The following is a 17,073-nucleotide window of genomic DNA, read 5'->3' as shown; positions in this document are numbered from 1 at the left end:
TGGACGCGTTTGGATTGAAACGGCGCTATCCAATCCTGAGGCACATTTTTTATTCTCGGTTTCGCGAATCGCGTGAATTGCCAAAGAAGGAAGAGAGGTCTTCGGCAAATTGTCGGCCCACTTCCGGCACCTCGTACATCATGTGGCCGCCCCGATAGCAATGCGTCGCTATCCTGGCCGCCAGCGCGGGAGGAAAGTCCTGCGCAGCCGCGCGGTTTGAGAAACAGCCATTCAGCGAATCGTAAAGGCCGGTAGCCACGAAGACGCGCATTGTCGGGTCCTTGGTCAAGGCGTGCAGGACCCAGGGTCGGGAGGGACTGGGCGGCCCCTCGCCCGCCATCGCCCGGGCCAGTGATGCCTTGGTGATCGGCGCCTGATCATACTGCCAATTTCGTCCAACTGGCAGCGCTGGCACGTCTATTCCGGCGTATTGTCCGCGCGTGTAGCCAAGCGTGTGGCGATACCAGCCGATGATCGCGTCGGCTCCCGCCTGAACGTCCTCCTCGTCATCGGTGCGCCGCATGTCGAAAATGCCGAGCGTCTTGCCCTGATCGGCGAGCAGGCTCTTGCGGAAATCGCGCGGCGAAACCCAGAGGGTCTTGGCATCTATCTGGTCCGGGGAGATCCCCATGTAGAGGGACAGCCCCGCCACGATCTCCGCCCTTGCCTCGTCATCAAGCGCTTCGGGGTCGGCGAGTGCCGGATACCAGGCCTTGCGGGCCCAGTCCTCGGCAACTTCAAGGGTCGCCTCGGGATGAGACGACAGCCTTGCATTGAGCTTGCCCAGCGCCAGCGCGGTCGCCGTGCGGTTGGGCAAAGTGAACGCCCGCATCAATGCGCGGTCATGTTCCTCGCCCCTGGGAATGCCTCCGGAGATCAGCGCGATACCCGCCACCGGCTGACCGGTATCGACCAGCGCTTCCGCAACGCCCGCAGCGCGCCACGTGCCGAAGCTTTCGCCGACCAGATAGACCGGGGAGGACGAACGACCTTCGGCCTTGAGGAACTTCCGAATGAACTGTGCCGTCGCGGCGATGTCGCCAGTGGTCGAATAGAGCCGCCTGGCCGCCTCATCGGATGCCGCCCGGCTGAAGCCGGTCCCGGCGGGATCAAGGAAGATCAGGTCGGCCGAAGCGATCGGGCTTTCGGGGTTGTCGGCAAGCTCCGTGCCGTGCAGCGTCTTGGGGCCCAGGGCATGAAACTGCAGAAGCCGGGAATCCGAACCGGGCCCGCCGTTCCATATGAAGGCTATCGGGCGCTGCTGCGATCCGGGCGCAAGGTATGCGGTGTAGAACAGGTCGGCTTCCTTTGCGCCTTTTTCATCGGCGACAGCCAAAGTTCCGGCGCAGGCACGATAGGCAATGTCCTCCTGCGCCGTCGCAAGCTGCATCTGCGTGCCCACGGCGCCTTCCGGACATGCCGCAGCCGCAGCCGCCGCCTCGCCCCCTGCCTCCACATGCTGACAGGCCGCAAGCGCGATAAGCGGAAGGACAAGGCTGAGCACGAAACGGGGAGAGGGAAACATCGCTGGCCTTTCAGAACAACTTTGCGCCTCACCCTAACCGATCACGCGAGGCATATTTATGCACATCGCGCGAAAGGCCCATACGGCAAACCGGGCAATCGAGGCACGATCAGCGACAGCGGGATGAAAATCCGCAATTCTTATGCGTCAAGCTTTGTCTAGGATGCGTAAATGATCCAGCGATCCGATTCGCGCCGCTCGCAAGGCCTTTCCCGCAGGACCGTACTGCGCGGATCGGCGCTCTTGCCCCTCGCTCCAGCCATGGTGGGCAACACACTGGCCTCCGCATCCGCGACCACCGGTTCGCTGGCGCGCGCCGGTGACTTCGCCCCCATGACGACCACCTACCTCAATTCCGGCACGATGCACCCGATACCGCTACCGGCCAAGGCTTCGCTGGACGCCTATACCCAGGAGCGCGCCGAAGGCCGGATCGTGTCGAGCCACGACATGGTGATGCGAACCAAGGCCGCATTTGCACGGCTGATAAACGCCGCACCGGAAGACCTGGCCTTCGTGCAAAGCACGACGGCTGGCGAACAACTCGTTGTCGACGCAGTAGACCTGCCGGCGGCCGGGGGCAGCGTCGTTACCGATACGCTGCATTTCTTCGGATCGTTCTGGCTCTACGAGCAACTTGCCAGGCAGGGCGTCGACGTGCGTTGGATCCGTCCCGTCGACGGGAAGATCGATCCGGACGCCTACGAGAAGGCGATCGGGCCCGATACCCGACTGGTAAGCCTGTCGCTGGTTTCGACCTATAACGGTTTCGAACATGATCTCGCGCGCATTTGCGAAATCGCCCACGCCCGCGGTGCGCTGGTCTATGCGGACATCATCCACGCTGCCGGTACGGTGCCGATCGACGTGAAGGCGAGCGGCGTCGATTTCGCGTCCTGCGCGTCCTACAAATGGCTGATGGGGGATTTCGGACTGGGCTTTCTCTATGTCCGGCCCGACCGCCTCGCGCCGCTCAGACGCCCGCAATATGGCTACTACCAGATCGCGGGCTTCGAACCGCACGTCTATCCGTACGATCCGCCGGGCGAGACGATCGCCGACATAACGCCCCGCGACGATGCCGAAGGCATGTTCGCAATGGGCACGCGCTCGCACGGCGTCATGGCTCTGCTCGACTGGTCGCTTCCCCGACTGCTCGAACTCGGTGTCGAAAACATCGTCGCCCATCGCCTGCCCATGCTCAGGCGCCTGCACGAGGCCTTGCCGGCGAAAGGCTATCGCGTCGCCACCCCGCGCGACTGCCGCAGCCCGCTGTTCACGTGCGTGATGCCAGACGCCCACAAGCAGCTTTCCGAACCGCTCGATCGGGCGGGCGTAAGCATCACGCTCAGCCGCAACCGCTTCCGCATCTGTCCTTCGTGGTTCAATTCGATGGATGACATCGAAAAACTGATCGACGCCCTCCCGCTTCAAAAACCGGAATGATCCGCCCCATGCGCTCTACCATTCTGCGCGCCAGTGCCTTCGCTCTGGCTCTTGCCACCGTGCCTGCCTCGCAAGCTCTGGCGCAAGACGCGACCCTGCCTATGCCGCCGGTCTTCCTGAAAGCCATGGAACCGATGGTCGGTCGCGATGCCGCGAGCGACGAGGTAGTCGTTACGCAACACGCCGCCAGGATTGCCGGCAGGAAGATCTCCTACGACGCGATCGTGAGCGAGATGCCGGTTACCAACGACAAGGACGAAACCGCGGCGGTCGTGGTCACGTATGCCTATGTCGCCAAGCCAGCGTCGGACGAGGGCGAGAGGCCGGTACTCTTTATATTCAACGGCGGCCCCGGCGCCTCCTCCTCGCCCCTGCACCTTTCCGCTTTTGGTCCGGTGCGGATTGCGGAAAAGCAGGGCGCGCCCCCGCACCTGGCGGACAACCCCTACAGCCTGCTGGATGTCGCCGACCTGGTGTTCATCGATCCCCCGGGCACGGGCGTAAGCATGCCCATAACGGGCGCCGATACGTCCAGCCTGTTCTCGGTCGAGGGCGATGCGCGGGCCGTGGCCGACGTCGTGCAGCGCTGGCGTGAGGCCAATCATCGCACGACCTCGCCCTTCGCGCTGGTCGGAGAAAGTTACGGGACCGCCCGCGCGCTGGCGATGTTGGGCGCCGAGACCAAGACCAAGCTCCCGCTACCCGACGGCGTTGCGCTATTATCGCTTGCCATCGGCGACACCAGCGGTCCGATTATCTCGGACGTGGAATTGCTGCCCACGCTTGCCGCCGTCGCCTGGTATCACGATGCGGTCGACCGCAGGGGAATGACCGTCGAACAGTATTTCGCCGAGGCCCGCCAGTTTGCCGAAGGCGATTACGCCAAGGCCCTGATCGCGGGCGCATCGCTCAAGCCGGTCGAACGAGCCCGGATCGCGGCGCGGCTTTCAACGTTGATCGGATTGCCTGCCGCGCAGCTGGAGCAATCGGGGCTACAGATCGACCGGCACACCTTCATGCTCGGGCTTCTCGCCGACAAAGGCTTGCGCACCGGCCAGCTCGATGGGCGGGCGACGCGGGAAATCGCCAAGTCGAACATGCATCCGCCATTCGACGATCCCTCGATGACCCTCGGCGCCGAGAAAGGTTCATTGATTGCAGACTATATCAACAAGGATCTGAAGTATCCGCTGCCCAGCCCCTATCGCACGCTCAATCTCGGCATCAATTTCAAATGGGATTGGGGACGCGGGCGGGGCTATAGCGATGCGCGCTTCACTCCGTATCTGGTCCAGGCCCTTAAGCAGAAGCCGGCAATGAAGCTGATGACGGTGGGCGGATACTACGACATCACCACCCCTGTCGCAGCCGGCCAGTTCGCGCTCGATCATGCCGGAATCGGACCGGATCGTCGCACGTCGAAAGCCTATGCCGCCGGCCATTCGGTGTTCGAGGATGAGGCCGAACTCGCCCGCCTCGCCGCCGATATGCGATCGTGGGCACGGACACTCGGTCGATAGGAAGTGTCGCTCGCCAGCGCGCATTACCATAGCAGTTCCTCTTCCCGACCGAAATTTTCCGACATGACCTGCGCGCTTCCGACTACATCGAAGCAGTCGGTAGCGGGATAAGAAGCTCGCCACGTATGTCGCGCCGCTGGCGCCAAACCGTTCCCTAGCAGGCCGCATCAAGTGGCAGGGCTCAAAGACGAATTCGCGGTCGGGATCTCGTCCTCGTGCTCGCGCGCCTTGTCGAGTTCCCAGGCCGACTGCATGCACATCAGTGCGTCGGCGGAAAGCCCCGCCTGCCCGTTAAGGAGATTAGGCATTGCCGACCGCGTCCCGCCGAGCTGTCAATTCAACCGCAATTCGTTTCCAGGCGGCGAAATTCGCGATGCGCGGCGAATGGCTGTTCCTCGATGGTCTTGCAGCCACAAATCCCAAAGGGCTCCGTATCGCCAGATCAGGGAAGAAGGCGCTGCATGGCGTATCCTTCCGTCAGATTGAGCGCATTGAGCAGCGTTTCGGCGTGATTTTTCGGCATGGATTGCCTCACGCTTGCACGGTCTGCGAGTGCGGCACTCCATGCCATGACTTTCGGATAGGGTCTGAGCAAGTCGATCGCAGCCAGAGACTCGAACACCTCGAGCCTGTTGAACAAGGGAGCGAAGATCACATCGACGCAGCCGAAACGATTGCCATGAAAGTATGGGCCGACGCCCAGGCTTTTCGCTAAGTACGCGAACTTTGCAGCCACCTTGTCGCGCGCTGCAACGAAGTCATCTTCGGCCCTTGCAATCCAGATACTGTAAAGCTCCGGCAACATGGCGGATCCGAATTCCATCCAGCTACGTGCCTGCGCCCGTTCGACAGGGTCGTCTGGGTGAAGCTTGGGTCCCGGCAGCCCCTCCTCTATATATTCCAGGATCACCGAGCTCTCGAATATCGAGGCATCCGGTTTCCCGGTCTGGGAGATTTTCAGGACCGGGACTTTGCCCGAGGGCGAAATCTGCATGAACCAGTCGGGCTTTTCGGCGGTATCGACATAGACAATCCGGTAAACGGCGTCTTTCTCGCCGAGCGCGATCATGGCCCGCTGCACATAGGGGCACGATTGCTTGGAATAGAGGGTCAGTTCTGGCATCAGCCTGCTCCTTCGTCGAACGTAACGCGCTTTGTGGCAGGCCAGTTCACGGTGTTGAGCCGCGTTACCTCCATCGGCTTTGCGAACAGCGAGTGAATGATGGGCGCGCTCTCTTTCGTGTAGGCTGCCGCCTGGTGAGCCTTGATCGCCTTTTCATCGCGGTAGATTTCGAAGATCGTGAACCGATGCGTATCCTCGGGATCTTCCATCAACAGGCATAGCAAGTTACCTGGTTCGGTACGCGACATTGCGACTGCATCAAGCAATCGGGACCGCATTTCGTCGGCCGAGCCCCGTTTGGCGGTAAAATCGAGGATGAACCCAAAGGACACGATGTTCTCCCGCTAACGCTGAATTCTCTAGTCCGGAAAAAGGCTGGCTCGCGAGTCAGGGGGTCTCCAGCCATTGCACCTGCATCGGTGTTTCGAGGATGGCGTGAATCGCGGGCCCCTTCTTGATCGAGTGCTCGGCTTCGCGATGTGCAACGATCGCCGCCTGATCCGCGAATAGTTCGAACATCAGGACATCGCGGCGGTTCTCCTTGTCGCGCAGCACGTAAGTAACGAGATTTCCCGGTTCCTTTCGAACATCCTCGGCGACGTCGAGTAGCCGCTCCATCAGTTCGTCTTCCTTGCCAGCCTTGGGAATCAACCGCACAAATCCACCGATTGCCATTATCGCTCTCCTCATGCCGGAGCGGTTTGCCACGCACGCCGACATCCTCTACAATGGTCGTATATACATATACTGTATGTATATACGAACGGCGTTGATGTTCGCTCACGATGCCCTGCCAGTCAACTCACTTCTTGGGGCATCGCTTGATACTGGGCGGCTTTACGAAAAAGGGGACCGAGACCTTGCCAAACGAACTGACCTACGATTGTGACGGCGTCACTTATGCCGGTTACCTTGCAGACGGATCGGCGGAAAAAAGGGCGCCCGGGATCGTTGTCCTTCACGAAGCCGCAGGCCTGGGGCCCCATGCGCGGGCCAAGGCCGATTTGCTGGCTGCATCGGGATATGTTGCCTTTGCGCCGGATTTCTTCGGCGGTCCGGTCGAGAACATGCAGCAGGCTTCCACCCATATCGGCGAATTGTCAGGCGACATAAGCAAGTTGCGCCGTCGTTGCCGCGCAGCCCTGGATGCCCTTTGCGCATTGCCTTCGGTTGATTCCGGCAAGCTCGCTGCAATTGGGTTTTGCTTCGGCGGGCAGGCAGCGCTCGAACTGGCCAGGTCGGGGGCCGACTTGCTCGCGACGGTAGGATTTCACTCGGGGTTAAAGATGAGTGATCCGTCCGATGCCGCCAAGATCAAGGGAAAGGTTCTCGTTTGCCTTGGCGACCGTGATCCTCTGGTGCCGCGCGATGCTCGCGACACCTTCATGGACAATCTCACCGACAATGGCGTGGATGCACAGATGCTGTTGCTGTCGGGCGTGGGGCACAGTTTCACCAACCCCGACGCAGAAGCCTTCGGGGTTCCCGGATGCCATTACAATGAGCAGGCGGATCAGCGTTCGTGGCAAGCGATGCAGCTTCTGTTCGCCGAGGCCTTCACTGATTGAGCTCTGTTATCGACGGGGCCGACACACCACCGACACAGGTTGTGTCTGCGCCTAGCTTTTGCCGGCAAATGCCTCCAGCCGTTCACGCACATGCGGTTGAAGCATCGTCAGATACGCGTCGGTCATGGGGGACAGGGGGCGTGTTTCATTCAGGACGACTTTCAGGTGACGGATCGCCTCGATAGAGCTGGCCTTCAAATCGCGCAGCAGCTTCGCAAGCTCAGATTCCAGATCGTCGGCCGGCACCACCTTGCTGAGCAGCCCTGAAGCCTGAGCTTCTGCGGCGTCGAACATGGTCCCGGTATACATCCAATACCGCAGCTTTGCCGGAGAAATCATTTCGCGCAGCAAGCGTGGCAGGTGGCCGTCCACGATCCCGACCTTGGCTTCCGGTATGGCAAAACGTGAACGGTCGCTCGCAATCAGGCAATCGCACATAAGCGCCATCGTCAGGCCGCCGCCAATACACAGACCGTCGATGCAGGCCACCGTCGGCTTGTTAAGCGTGCGCACGGTCTCGAAAGGCAGGTAGTCCTCGTAATCGAGCAACTTGCTAGGGTCGGAACGGAGCGCATCGAGCATTTCCTTAAGGTCCCCGCCAACGGCAAAAGCTCCCCCTACCCCCTTCAGAACAACGGCATCGACGCCATCATCTGCCTGAGCGGCAAGACATGCGTCGCGCACCGCCGCATACATGGACTTGGTCAGTGCGTTCTTCGCTTCGGGGCGGCAAATGGTGACATAAGCCACGCGATCCGCAACATTCATGACAATGCGGTCATCGCTGTTCAGCTTCATTCCGCTTCCTTTCAGTATGCAGTATTGGGGATGACGCGGTGCAGGCATCCAAGCCCTCTGGAGGACTGCCGAGACGGAATGCCGTGTAGGCATCACGGGGAAGAGCCCGCAATTCGTCCTTCTTCACCTTGGCAGTAGGCGTACGCGGCAGGTCGTCGACGACGCGCATGAGGGTGGGAACGGCATATCCCGGCAGACGTTTGCTCGCGAAACTGTGAATGGCCTCAAGATCGGCTTCGCGATCCGAGCACACAATGCTGGCGGCGACGTCCTCCTCGTTGTCGGCAGCCGCAAGGCCGTAAACTGCGGCTTCGGCGACGGCCGGATGTTTCTCGATCACGCTTTCCACTTCCCAGGCCGAAATGTTTTCGCCGCGCCTGCGGATGGAATCCTTGCTGCGCTCTTCGAAATAGAGATGTCCCTGGCTCGATAGATATCCGCGATCGCCTGTGTGGAACCAAAGGTTCTGCAGGGCCGCGACGGTCGCTTCCGCCTTGTTGTGGTATCCGAGCATGAAGATGTCGGGGCGACGGGGGCGCAGCACGAATTCGCCGGTTTCGCCGGCCGGTAGATCGTTGTCGGCTTCGTCGAACACGCGCACCTCGAAAAGGTCGCTCGCCCGGCCGGCCGACCCTACCGGACAGCGATCCGGGCCCGGAATGTTGATCGTTGCCATCGGGGCTTCGCTCAGCCCGTAGGTTTCGAACAGCCGGATGCCCAGACGGTCCTCGAATTCGGACCATGCAGCCGGCGGAGCACCGGCACCGAACGCGCGGTTCACGGTATGCATTCCCTTGCGCAAGTCCGGATCGGTGGCGTTGAGGATCATCCGAAGAACCGATCCGAGATAATTGAATGCCGTTACCCCGTCCCGGTTGCAGATCTCCCAGAACCTGCTGGTGCTGAGCTTTCTTTCGATGCGAATGCTAGCGCCTGCGCACAGGGCCGGCACCACGCCGGTATATCGCGCATTTTGATGAAAGAGCGGGAAGAAGTTGAGCAACCTGTCTTCGGTTCGATAATCGAGCACAGACGCGTTGTATCGCGCCAGGTTCAGCATCGAGCGTTGCGTGTGGATCACGCCTTTCGACGGTCCGGTCGTTCCGGAAGTGTAGAGGATAACGCGCTCGCCCGCGCTGGAAGGTCCCTCGAATTGCGTGCCGCTTTCACAATCCGCCAGCGAATTCACGGGCAGCCGGGATCGCGGCGTGTCGAGCAGATCTCCATTCACGATGATCTGCTTCAAGCCGGGAAGGCGTGGCGCGACTTCCAGCAATCCGGACAGATAGTGCGCGTCGCAGACCACCGCTGTCGCTTCGCTATCCTCCAGTAGATATTGCAGCAAGTCACCGCGATATTGAGGATTGATCGGTATATCGGTGCAGCCCGTCAAAGTGCTTGCCAGCCACACCAGTATACACTCGAGCGAGTTGTCCATGATGAGCGCGAGCCGGCAGTCTGCTGCGATACCGCGGGTTGCGAAGCCGGACGCGAACGCTTCGGCCCGCGACAGCAACTGCGCATAGGACATAACCTGATCGTCGAACCGGATGGCCGGGCGATCGACATGGCGCTCCGCCGAAGTTCGCAGCAAGTCGTGGAAACTGGTCATCGTCTCACGGCAATCTCGGCGAGGATCGGCTGAGCGGTGACTGAGACAGGCACTGTCAGCCTCCCATTGAGGACATCATCCAGCGGAAGGTGCACGGCAACGCGCATTGCCCCCAATTCAATCCCGCTGGATCTGAATAAGTTCGACGAAGAAGCCATCTGGATCCTTCGCAAACGCCACTTTCGGACCGCCGGCCATCAGGACCTTGGGCTGGTCCGCAATTTCGTAACCCGCATCCTCGATCCTGCGCACGACGTCTTCCAGATCCGCAACTCCGATCGCGACATGTCCGAAGGCCTCGCCATGCTCGTATCGGTCGACATCCCATTTCTGGGTCAGCTCCAGCAAGGCCGACTGGCGATAATTTCCATATCCAACGAACATTCCCGTAGCGCGGCGGGATTCCACGTCGAAGCGGTCCAGGACCTTCATTCCGAGGGTGTCGCAATAGAAGCGCAGCGATTCCGCGAAATCGGTTACGCGCAGCATGGTATGCAGCAATCGCGGGGTCTGTTCATCCTCGCCCCAGACCCAAAGTTTCGGATCGACCTCGTCCGACTCCTGATGGTTAGCCAAGTGCACCTCCCCTCGAATTCCAGTCAGATCGCACCGTCAAGCGCGCAGCTTCTGGTCGGGCAGAGCCGCAGCATGCAGCGGCGCATCCATTTTGTGGACAACCGGCAGCACTTCCTTCGCGAACAACTTCACGCTCTCGGCCGCCTCCTCGTAGGGCATGGTACCGAACTGCGGCATCAACGTAATTTCCGAGAACGAGCAGGCCTTCTGGTTCTCGATGATGCGTTCGATGATCGTTTCGGGCGTTCCGATCATCAGGTTTGATTGATCGTATCCCTTGGGGGCGGGCTTGTTAGTTTCCTTCGCGGCCTCGCCCGGAGCAGTGGCGCTGCTGGCTCTGTCGGCATAGCTTTCATAGCCCTTCACGCCGGCGAAGTTCGAAGGATCATTGAGGCCATAGGCCAACGCCACGTCTCGATTGGCCGTGGCAAGATATTCGTCGGCCTTCGCGGCTTCTTCCTTGCTCGAAACGCAGAAGGTGAACAGGATATTCTTGGGCTGGCAAGGCGGCAGCCCTACCTCCTGGCGCATGGTATTGACCTTGCGCACATCCTTGGCCGCTTCGCTGAGCGGCTTGTTACCCACGAACAGCGGCTTGACCCCCTTGCGCGAGATCATTTCCAGCGAAGGCCCGGTAGCCGAAGCGCCGTAGAGCCGCGAGAACAGGTCGGAGCTTTTCGGCGCGGGGCGAATTTCCGTCTCGGGAATTTTGAAGATCTCACCCTCGTAGGAGAACCGGTCCTGCGAGAAGGCCAGCTCCAGGATTTCGATCGTTTCCTCGAACCGCTTCATGCTCGTCTCACGCGGGATACCAAGCGAGTCGAACTCGCTCTTGGCCACGCCACGGCCCAACCCGATCGTCTCGTAACGGCCGTTGGAGATGATATCGAGGTAGCAGATCTGGTGGATCAGACGCACCGGATTCCACCACGGCACCACCACGATCTGCGTTCCGAAGCTGATACGCTCCGTCCTTCCGGCAAAATAGGAGAGCAGCTGAAGCGGATTGGGCGTCATTCCGTAGGGCGTGCCAAAATGTTCGGGCACCCAGATACCGTCATAGCCAAGCGGCTCGGCCAGATCGCCGAGCGCCAGCGCCTGTTCGACGATGCGCCAGTCGGCGGTCTTCGGGCGGCTGTCCAGGTCACCATCGATAATACGCTGCCAGTCCGCGGAATTTTGCGATGCAATGCCGAGATTTACCTTCATGTCCTGCCCTATTCCTGCCTCATCCCGTTCAATCTCATGTCCGGTGCAAATGCTGACGGCTGCGTACCGCCCTTGCGGTTTCACCATGGCCTGATCGAGACCCGTTCTGCGATCCTGTTCGGCGCCTCAACATCCCAGCCTTGACATGCAACCTATATTCGCATATTCGAACATTATTCGTATATGTGTTCTTATAGGTGTTTTTGAACGGGAAGGCAAGAAGCCCGCACGGATCCCATTGCGGCACGATGCAAGACAGGTGCTAGGGAAGCCAAACCGTGTGGAGCTGAACGACCCGCTGCGCGGTGAATGAGGGAAGTTTCTACAGGATATGTCCAACATGACGACCAAAGCTGTCAGCGGCAAAGCGCCGCTGTCCGTTTCCCGTGTACTGCAGATATTGAAGGTCCTGAGCCTCGCAGAACAGCCGATCGGCCTTGCCGAGCTCAGCCGTCGGCTTGCCACGCCGAAAACTAGTCTGATCGGCCTGCTGCGCGGTCTCGTCGACATGAACTACATAGTTTTTTCCGATGGCACATATCGGCTGGGGGGCAGCGCATTCGAACTGGCGAACCAGGTGCTGTCGGCACGACAGCGCCTGCACATGGGCGATTATGTACGGCAAGGCATGAACGCCCTGAGCAACCGCTCGGGGGAAACCGTCCTCTACGGCATCACGACCGGAGAAGACCCGCCGGTCATGACTTATGTGGGCGTTGTGGAAAGCCGCAGCGCCATCCGGATCTCGGTGGGCATCGGCGACAGGAGTCAGCTGTACTGCACTGCCGGCGGGCGCGTTCTACTGGCTGCCATGTCGGATGAGGAGGTACGTCAGTATCTGAAAACGGCGCCACTCAATCAGATAAATCCTCAAACGCAAACGGACCCGGACGCGCTATTCGAGCTGATCCGCAAGACCCGCGAAGAAGATTTTTCCTGCGTTGCCGACCAAATGATCCAGGGCATCACGGGGATGGCCGCTCCCGTACGCGACAGTTCGAACGAGGTCGTCGGTGCGCTAATCATGGCAGGGCCGACCTCACGCATGATGGGCGAGGAGACCACGCTTCGCTCGATGGTGCTGGAAGCGGCACATGGCATTTCAAACAGCCTTGGTCACCACGGTCGTAGGGAGGCTCACAGATGAGCCAGGCCGGCATATTGCCCCAAGCACAGGACAGGAGAGATCGTTTTGACCAGCGACGCTGAATGGAAGTTCGTTCCCTCTGAGCTGGATGAGTTTCTGGCCGACAAGGGAAATAACGCACTTCTCGGCATTCGTTACCACGCACATTCCCCCGAGTGGATCGAACTTGCCATGCCATGGTCGGAAGCGTTCGTGGACGATCCTGCGGCGGGTTCGATGGCGACCGGTGCGATTATGACTCTGCTGGACAACACCGCCGGTACCTCGATCTACCTGCAGCGTGGCGGGTTCCTGCCGCAGGTCACACTGGACCTGCGCGCCGATTATCTACGGCCCGCCAAACCGCGTTCGACAATCATCTGCCGAAGCGAATGCTTCAAGTGGAACGCCTCGACCGCGCTGACCCGGGGCATCGCCTACGACGAGACTCCGGAAGACCCGGTGTGCCACGTCACTGCAACTTTCATGCTTTTGTGAGGAACGGACATGGCCAACCTCGAACTACACTTGCCGACATATGCGCAGACCATCGGCATCGGGATCGACCGCTGGGAGACTGGCTCGCCAGTCCTGGGTATTGATTACAAACCTGAAATTTGCGGCAATCCGGGCATGTTGCACGGCGGCGCGGTCAGCACCCTGCTGGAAGTCACGGCGATTGCATCTCTCGACGCGGAATTGCGCTCTGAACATGGACCGGTCAGCCTGACGCCGCTCAATTCCACAATTCAATTTCTTCGCGCCGCTGGAGAGGGACGTACGTTCGCTTCCGCGACCGTGGTCAAGGCGGGACGGCGCCTTGCGAACGTCGCCGCGACGGTATGGCAGGACACCCCCGACAAGCCGGTCGCCACTGCGGTCGTCAACGTCGCTCTCGCGCCCAGGACCGCCGAGTAACCCGTCCCGTGAAGGGTGACGCGAAAAGTCGTGGGCCCCGTCAATACAGGGACGCAAGTGGAGAGGATTGAAGATGTCATCACAAGACCTGACGGAACCGATGCTGCGAAGCATCATGAAAGCCGAGCGCCACATCCGCAGCGAGTATGGCACCCGCATGGTCGGCGTCATGGACACGATCGGGGCACACCCGCATTTCGCCATGATGCTGCAACCCGGCATGGTCACGGTGCTTTCGGGCCGCGACGATATCGACACGATGTACAAGGGGTCGGTCGAGAATGCCGCTCCGCAGGCCAGCCGTCTGCTGTCGCAGAGGGCGACAGACTGGTACGTCTTCGTCGAAAACGTCCCGACACGTCTCTGGGTACAGAGTGGCGAGTTCAAGACAGTGCAGACGGTGACGATGTTCGTTACCGACGACGAGAACGGCATCACCGGCGAGTATGCCTGGCAACGATACTATCCGCCTACGCCTCCGGTCGAGACGGACGGAGAGCTTCTGCCCGACCGCTCGCTGCGCAACCTCCAGATGCACGAGGATCTGTTGGACGCCGTTTGCCGCGGCGATGCGGCAGCCCTGTCTGCATCACTGACACCCGACTGCATCTGGGCGCAGCGCGATTACCGTTCCAGCACCGAGGGCGGGGAGATCGTGAACCTGCAGAGCGCACCGGCCGCGGCCGATTTCGTCTGCAAGTGCCACGCAGCGCTCAATCCCGTGCACGTCTCGATCCTCAACCGGCAGGTGACCGACTGGTTTGTATTCGCCGAGGAATTGTGGGTCGTCGAACCCGAAGCGGGCGAGCGCCGGCAATACCGGACTGCCGTGGTATATGCCGTCGACGAGAACGGAAAATTCGAGGCGGTGCTCGGTTTCGGCAAGGCCATGGAAGCGCTCTCTCCCTCTGCTGGCAAGAAAATGGGCCTGGCGTTCTGGCCGGAGGGGGTCGGACCCGACCCCCGGTCTCACAAGGGCTACCCCGAAGGTTAGGCGGCAATTCCGTCACGACAGATCGGTGTGCCGGCAGAAGGGATCAAGACGATGCGCAGACTTGACGGCAAAGTAGCATTGATCACCGGCGCGGGTCAGGGCGTTGGCCTGGGCATTGCGCTTGCCTTCGTGAACGAAGGGGCATCGGTGGTGATAACCGGACGCGACGAGGCCAGGCTGCATCACGCGGCGGGTATCATCGAGGATCGCGGCGGCAAGGTCATCGCCTGTACCGGCGACGCAAGCCGGCGTGAGAGCGCGAGGCAGGCCGTAACAGCAGCCGTCGAGGCATTCGGCAGTCTCGGCATTCTCGTCAACAATGCGCAGGCGCGTCGCTCGGGCGTACCCTTCAAGGAGATAACCGAGGAAGATATGGAGCTGGCATTCGGCTCCGGCCCTGTGGCCACCATGCTGCACATGCAGGAAGCCTTTCCGCACATGAAGAATGGGGGCGGATCGGTTATCAATTTCGGATCAAAGATGGGAATGCTGCCGATGCCCGGCATCGCTTCCTATGCGGCCGCCAAGGAAGCCATCCGCGCCCTCACCCGCAGCGCTGCACGGGAATGGGGCAAATACGGCATTCGCGTCAACACGCTGAACCCGGCGTCGCTCGGCGACAGCGGGAAGGCCTATTTCGCTGACCGTCCGGCGGAATTCGAAAAGCTCTGCGCGGACGTCTCGCTCGGCTATTTCGGCGATGCGGAAACCGATATCGGCGCTGCCGCCATTTTCCTTGCCAGCGACGAAAGTCGCTACGTGACGGGACAGACACTCAACGTCGATGGCGGACAGTTGATGTTGTGAGCCCCTTGGAACCCATTTCCACCACAAGATAAACGAACGGGAGAAGATACTTGCACTTGCAGGCTGGCGCCGCCGAGGAGTGGCGGCAATTCTGGTTTCTCCCCTTGCTGGCCGCGCTCGGTTACTCAAGCGCGGTGTTGCACACTTACGGCGTCGGCCCGTTCATCGAGCCTATCCAGGCGGAATTCGGATGGTCGCGCGCAGGAATGTCATTCGGCCTGACGATCGTGGGAGCGGTCGGCGCCTTGCTGGCCATCCCCATGGGCATGGTGGTCGATCGCCTCGGCCCGCGACGCGTTGCGCTTGTCGGAACAATTCTTATGCCGGTGTCCATGGGTCTGTTGGGCACGACATCCGACAGCCTGGCCCACTGGTACATGTTGTGGGGTCTGGTCGCCTTTGCAAACCTGTGGATGCAGGCGACGGTTTGGACAAGCGCACTCGCCAGCCGGTTCGAAAAGTCGCGCGGCATGGCCTTTGCCGTGTGCTTTTCAGGCGCTTCGTTCACCGCGACTGTACTGCCTTTTATAGCCACGTCGCTCATCATGGCGTTCGACTGGCGCACTGCCATCATGCTGATCGGCGCGATCTGGACGGTTGCCGTGTTTCCGCTGATGTTCTTCTTTTTCCGCGGTGCGCAGGACGTGAAAGCGGCAGACGGCAAGGTTTCGCAGGCACCGCCAGTTTCGTTGCCCGGCGCCACGGTTGCCGAAGCACTGCGATCCTTTTCCTTCTACAGCCTCTTTCTTGCGAGCCTGCTGTTCACCACGACCGCCGTCGGCATGATAGTGCACATTGTGCCGATCCTGAAAGACCAGGGGGCCACCGCACTCGGAGCAGCAGGCATTGCTTCGCTGGTCGGAATATTCTCGATCATCGGACGGCTCGGCACAGGTTTCCTTCTCGACCGTTTTCCGCCAAATCTGGTCGGGGCGCTTTCGTTCATGTTGCCGGTCATTGCTTGCCTTCTGCTGCTTTTCGACGGCGCCAATCCCGTTAGCCAGTCGGTCGCCGCGTCGCTCTTCGGGTTCACGCTGGGTGCGGAAGTGGACGTCATCGCCTACCTTGCCACGCGCCAGTTCGGTCTCAAGAACTATGGTGTAATCTTCGGCGCGATCGTGACGGCCATGGCGGCAGGCGGGGCCATCGGTCCTCTCGTCGCCGGCTTCGCCTATGACATCTATTCCGGCTATTCGCAGTTCCTGATGCTGACGATGGCACTGATGGTCATCAGCGCCGCCGCAGTCATCTGGCTAGGAAAGCCCGGTGTGTGGCGGAATGACTAGCGACTGCGGTCACCGCCCATCAGGGCGTAGCTAGGGTCGTCGGGCTTGCGCAGGCCAAGGCTGAGAGGTTCGGCCTTCCCGTATCCCAGCTTGCCCGGAAGTTGCCCCTTGTCCCACTCGCTGCTGTCGGGAAATTCGCGAAACCAGTCACGCACGACTACTCGCCGCTTGATCCGCCATTCGCCCGCGCGCCTTTCCATCCGGTCTATGAAGCGGCTGGAAGACATGTGATCGTAACGGCTGCCGTCCTCGCGGGACATCCGGTGAAAGGCCTGGATATAGGATTCGACCCACGCTTCTTCGCCTCGGATGTCGATCAGGATATTGCCTAGGAAATGCGTAGTCAGATCCATCGACTCGATGATCGGCACGGCGTGATCGACAAATTCCTGCGCCGAATTGGCGAGGAAATTACCATGTTCGTCGGTCGCGTCGGGCCAATAGGCGGATAGGATCAGTTCAGTATCCAGCCGGTCTATTCCGCGGCAATACCGGTAGAGGCAATCGCGGATGCATTCCCGGTCGGCGAATTCTTTCGCTACCTCCTCAACCGTTCGGATCATAG

The 17,073-nt window shown here is 60.6% G+C and carries 19 protein-coding genes; 9 read left to right on the top strand and 10 right to left on the bottom strand.

Features of this window, described 5'->3' with window-relative positions:
• Positions 1-49 precede the first annotated feature (49 nt).
• Positions 50-1,504 carry a S10 family serine carboxypeptidase-like protein gene (locus tag LK12_RS16905; protein ID WP_231568393.1) on the bottom strand — a complete coding sequence of 485 codons (1,455 nt, stop codon included), beginning with the start codon at positions 1,502-1,504 and terminating at the stop codon, positions 50-52.
• Positions 1,505-1,696: 192 nt separating this feature from the next.
• On the opposite strand from LK12_RS16905, the gene LK12_RS16900 reads away from it, so the two are divergent.
• Both LK12_RS16900 and LK12_RS16895 read left to right on the top strand, forming a co-directional pair.
• Complete coding sequence (locus tag LK12_RS16900; protein ID WP_039286495.1) at positions 1,697-2,971, top strand: aminotransferase class V-fold PLP-dependent enzyme; 1,275 nt, start codon at positions 1,697-1,699, stop codon at positions 2,969-2,971.
• A gap of 8 nt (positions 2,972-2,979) precedes the next feature.
• Complete coding sequence (locus tag LK12_RS16895; protein WP_082010617.1) at positions 2,980-4,491, top strand: S10 family serine carboxypeptidase-like protein; 1,512 nt, start codon at positions 2,980-2,982, stop codon at positions 4,489-4,491.
• A gap of 167 nt (positions 4,492-4,658) precedes the next feature.
• Here LK12_RS16895 and LK12_RS24700 read toward each other — a convergent pair whose 3' ends face one another.
• The 4 genes from LK12_RS24700 to LK12_RS16880 form a co-directional block, all read right to left on the bottom strand.
• Positions 4,659-4,799 (bottom strand): hypothetical protein, encoded by a 141-nt coding sequence (locus tag LK12_RS24700; RefSeq protein ID WP_156135529.1) that lies wholly within the window; start codon positions 4,797-4,799, stop codon positions 4,659-4,661.
• Positions 4,800-4,933: 134 nt separating this feature from the next.
• Positions 4,934-5,614, bottom strand: a complete 681-nt coding sequence (locus tag LK12_RS16890; RefSeq protein WP_039286493.1) for a glutathione S-transferase family protein — start codon at positions 5,612-5,614, stop codon at positions 4,934-4,936.
• Positions 5,614-5,946, bottom strand: coding sequence for a putative quinol monooxygenase (locus LK12_RS16885; protein WP_039286491.1), 333 nt, complete (start codon positions 5,944-5,946; stop codon positions 5,614-5,616). The genes LK12_RS16890 and LK12_RS16885 overlap by 1 nt, the downstream gene beginning before the upstream one ends.
• Before the next feature lie 55 nt (positions 5,947-6,001).
• Entirely contained in the window at positions 6,002-6,289 is a 288-nt protein-coding gene (locus tag LK12_RS16880; protein WP_039286489.1) for a putative quinol monooxygenase, read from the bottom strand.
• A 110-nt stretch (positions 6,290-6,399) separates the two neighbouring features.
• Here LK12_RS16880 and LK12_RS16875 point away from each other — a divergent pair, with 110 nt between their 5' ends.
• On the top strand, positions 6,400-7,182 hold the full coding sequence (locus tag LK12_RS16875) for a dienelactone hydrolase family protein (protein WP_082010586.1): 783 nt from the start codon (positions 6,400-6,402) through the stop codon (positions 7,180-7,182).
• Positions 7,183-7,233: 51 nt separating this feature from the next.
• Here LK12_RS16875 and LK12_RS16870 read toward each other — a convergent pair whose 3' ends face one another.
• From LK12_RS16870 to LK12_RS16855, 4 genes are all read right to left on the bottom strand, one after another.
• Positions 7,234-7,980 (bottom strand): enoyl-CoA hydratase/isomerase family protein, encoded by a 747-nt coding sequence (locus tag LK12_RS16870; RefSeq protein ID WP_052223524.1) that lies wholly within the window; start codon positions 7,978-7,980, stop codon positions 7,234-7,236.
• Positions 7,961-9,592 carry an AMP-binding protein gene (locus tag LK12_RS23920; protein WP_052223523.1) on the bottom strand — a complete coding sequence of 544 codons (1,632 nt, stop codon included), beginning with the start codon at positions 9,590-9,592 and terminating at the stop codon, positions 7,961-7,963. The genes LK12_RS16870 and LK12_RS23920 overlap by 20 nt, the downstream gene beginning before the upstream one ends.
• A 117-nt stretch (positions 9,593-9,709) precedes the next feature.
• Entirely contained in the window at positions 9,710-10,168 is a 459-nt protein-coding gene (locus LK12_RS16860; protein WP_052223522.1) for a VOC family protein, read from the bottom strand.
• 36 nt (positions 10,169-10,204) lie between these two features.
• Positions 10,205-11,377 carry an LLM class flavin-dependent oxidoreductase gene (locus LK12_RS16855; protein ID WP_039286485.1) on the bottom strand — a complete coding sequence of 391 codons (1,173 nt, stop codon included), beginning with the start codon at positions 11,375-11,377 and terminating at the stop codon, positions 10,205-10,207.
• 340 nt (positions 11,378-11,717) lie between these two features.
• Between LK12_RS16855 and LK12_RS16850 the strand changes: the two genes are divergently transcribed.
• The 6 genes from LK12_RS16850 to LK12_RS16825 all read left to right on the top strand — a co-directional run bounded on the left by LK12_RS16850 (position 11,718) and on the right by LK12_RS16825 (position 16,508).
• Positions 11,718-12,524, top strand: a complete 807-nt coding sequence (locus tag LK12_RS16850; RefSeq protein ID WP_197063567.1) for an IclR family transcriptional regulator — start codon at positions 11,718-11,720, stop codon at positions 12,522-12,524.
• 45 nt (positions 12,525-12,569) lie between these two features.
• A complete protein-coding gene (locus tag LK12_RS16845; protein WP_052223521.1) occupies positions 12,570-13,001 on the top strand; it encodes a PaaI family thioesterase in 432 nt (143 codons plus the stop codon).
• A 9-nt stretch (positions 13,002-13,010) separates the two neighbouring features.
• Positions 13,011-13,421 (top strand): PaaI family thioesterase, encoded by a 411-nt coding sequence (locus LK12_RS16840; protein ID WP_039286481.1) that lies wholly within the window; start codon positions 13,011-13,013, stop codon positions 13,419-13,421.
• Positions 13,422-13,521: 100 nt separating this feature from the next.
• Positions 13,522-14,415: a nuclear transport factor 2 family protein gene (locus LK12_RS16835; protein WP_197063566.1), complete on the top strand. Its 894-nt coding sequence runs from the start codon at positions 13,522-13,524 to the stop codon at positions 14,413-14,415.
• Positions 14,416-14,466: 51 nt separating this feature from the next.
• The gene (locus LK12_RS16830) at positions 14,467-15,222 is read left to right on the top strand and encodes an SDR family NAD(P)-dependent oxidoreductase (RefSeq protein ID WP_039286925.1); all 756 of its coding nucleotides are present in this window, start codon (positions 14,467-14,469) and stop codon (positions 15,220-15,222) included.
• 50 nt (positions 15,223-15,272) lie between these two features.
• Positions 15,273-16,508, top strand: coding sequence for an MFS transporter (locus LK12_RS16825; protein ID WP_039286477.1), 1,236 nt, complete (start codon positions 15,273-15,275; stop codon positions 16,506-16,508).
• Here the strand turns inward: LK12_RS16825 and LK12_RS16820 are convergent.
• A complete protein-coding gene (locus LK12_RS16820; protein WP_039286474.1) occupies positions 16,505-17,071 on the bottom strand; it encodes a nuclear transport factor 2 family protein in 567 nt (188 codons plus the stop codon). The two genes, LK12_RS16825 and LK12_RS16820, sit on opposite strands and share 4 nt — an antisense overlap.
• Between the last annotated feature and the right edge of the window lie 2 nt (positions 17,072-17,073).

The sequence above is a fragment of the Novosphingobium malaysiense genome, from assembly GCF_000802225.1.
GTDB lineage: Bacteria > Pseudomonadota > Alphaproteobacteria > Sphingomonadales > Sphingomonadaceae > Novosphingobium > Novosphingobium malaysiense.
Note: the sequence above shows the minus strand (reverse complement) of the source record. Positions and strands in the feature narration are given on the sequence as shown.

Coding starts and splice junctions, on each gene's coding strand:
- LK12_RS16890 (WP_039286493.1), bottom strand. CDS start 5,614: ATGCCAGAACTGACCCTCTATTCCAAGCAATCGTGCCCCTATGTGCAG.
- LK12_RS16850 (WP_197063567.1), top strand. CDS start 11,718: ATGACGACCAAAGCTGTCAGCGGCAAAGCGCCGCTGTCCGTTTCCCGT.
- LK12_RS16830 (WP_039286925.1), top strand. CDS start 14,467: ATGCGCAGACTTGACGGCAAAGTAGCATTGATCACCGGCGCGGGTCAG.
- LK12_RS16840 (WP_039286481.1), top strand. CDS start 13,011: ATGGCCAACCTCGAACTACACTTGCCGACATATGCGCAGACCATCGGC.
- LK12_RS16820 (WP_039286474.1), bottom strand. CDS start 17,071: ATGATCCGAACGGTTGAGGAGGTAGCGAAAGAATTCGCCGACCGGGAA.
- LK12_RS24700 (WP_156135529.1), bottom strand. CDS start 4,799: ATGCCTAATCTCCTTAACGGGCAGGCGGGGCTTTCCGCCGACGCACTG.
- LK12_RS16895 (WP_082010617.1), top strand. CDS start 2,980: ATGCGCTCTACCATTCTGCGCGCCAGTGCCTTCGCTCTGGCTCTTGCC.
- LK12_RS16855 (WP_039286485.1), bottom strand. CDS start 11,377: ATGAAGGTAAATCTCGGCATTGCATCGCAAAATTCCGCGGACTGGCAG.
- LK12_RS23920 (WP_052223523.1), bottom strand. CDS start 9,592: ATGACCAGTTTCCACGACTTGCTGCGAACTTCGGCGGAGCGCCATGTC.
- LK12_RS16870 (WP_052223524.1), bottom strand. CDS start 7,980: ATGAAGCTGAACAGCGATGACCGCATTGTCATGAATGTTGCGGATCGC.
- LK12_RS16880 (WP_039286489.1), bottom strand. CDS start 6,289: ATGGCAATCGGTGGATTTGTGCGGTTGATTCCCAAGGCTGGCAAGGAA.
- LK12_RS16875 (WP_082010586.1), top strand. CDS start 6,400: ATGCCCTGCCAGTCAACTCACTTCTTGGGGCATCGCTTGATACTGGGC.
- LK12_RS16900 (WP_039286495.1), top strand. CDS start 1,697: ATGATCCAGCGATCCGATTCGCGCCGCTCGCAAGGCCTTTCCCGCAGG.
- LK12_RS16835 (WP_197063566.1), top strand. CDS start 13,522: ATGCTGCGAAGCATCATGAAAGCCGAGCGCCACATCCGCAGCGAGTAT.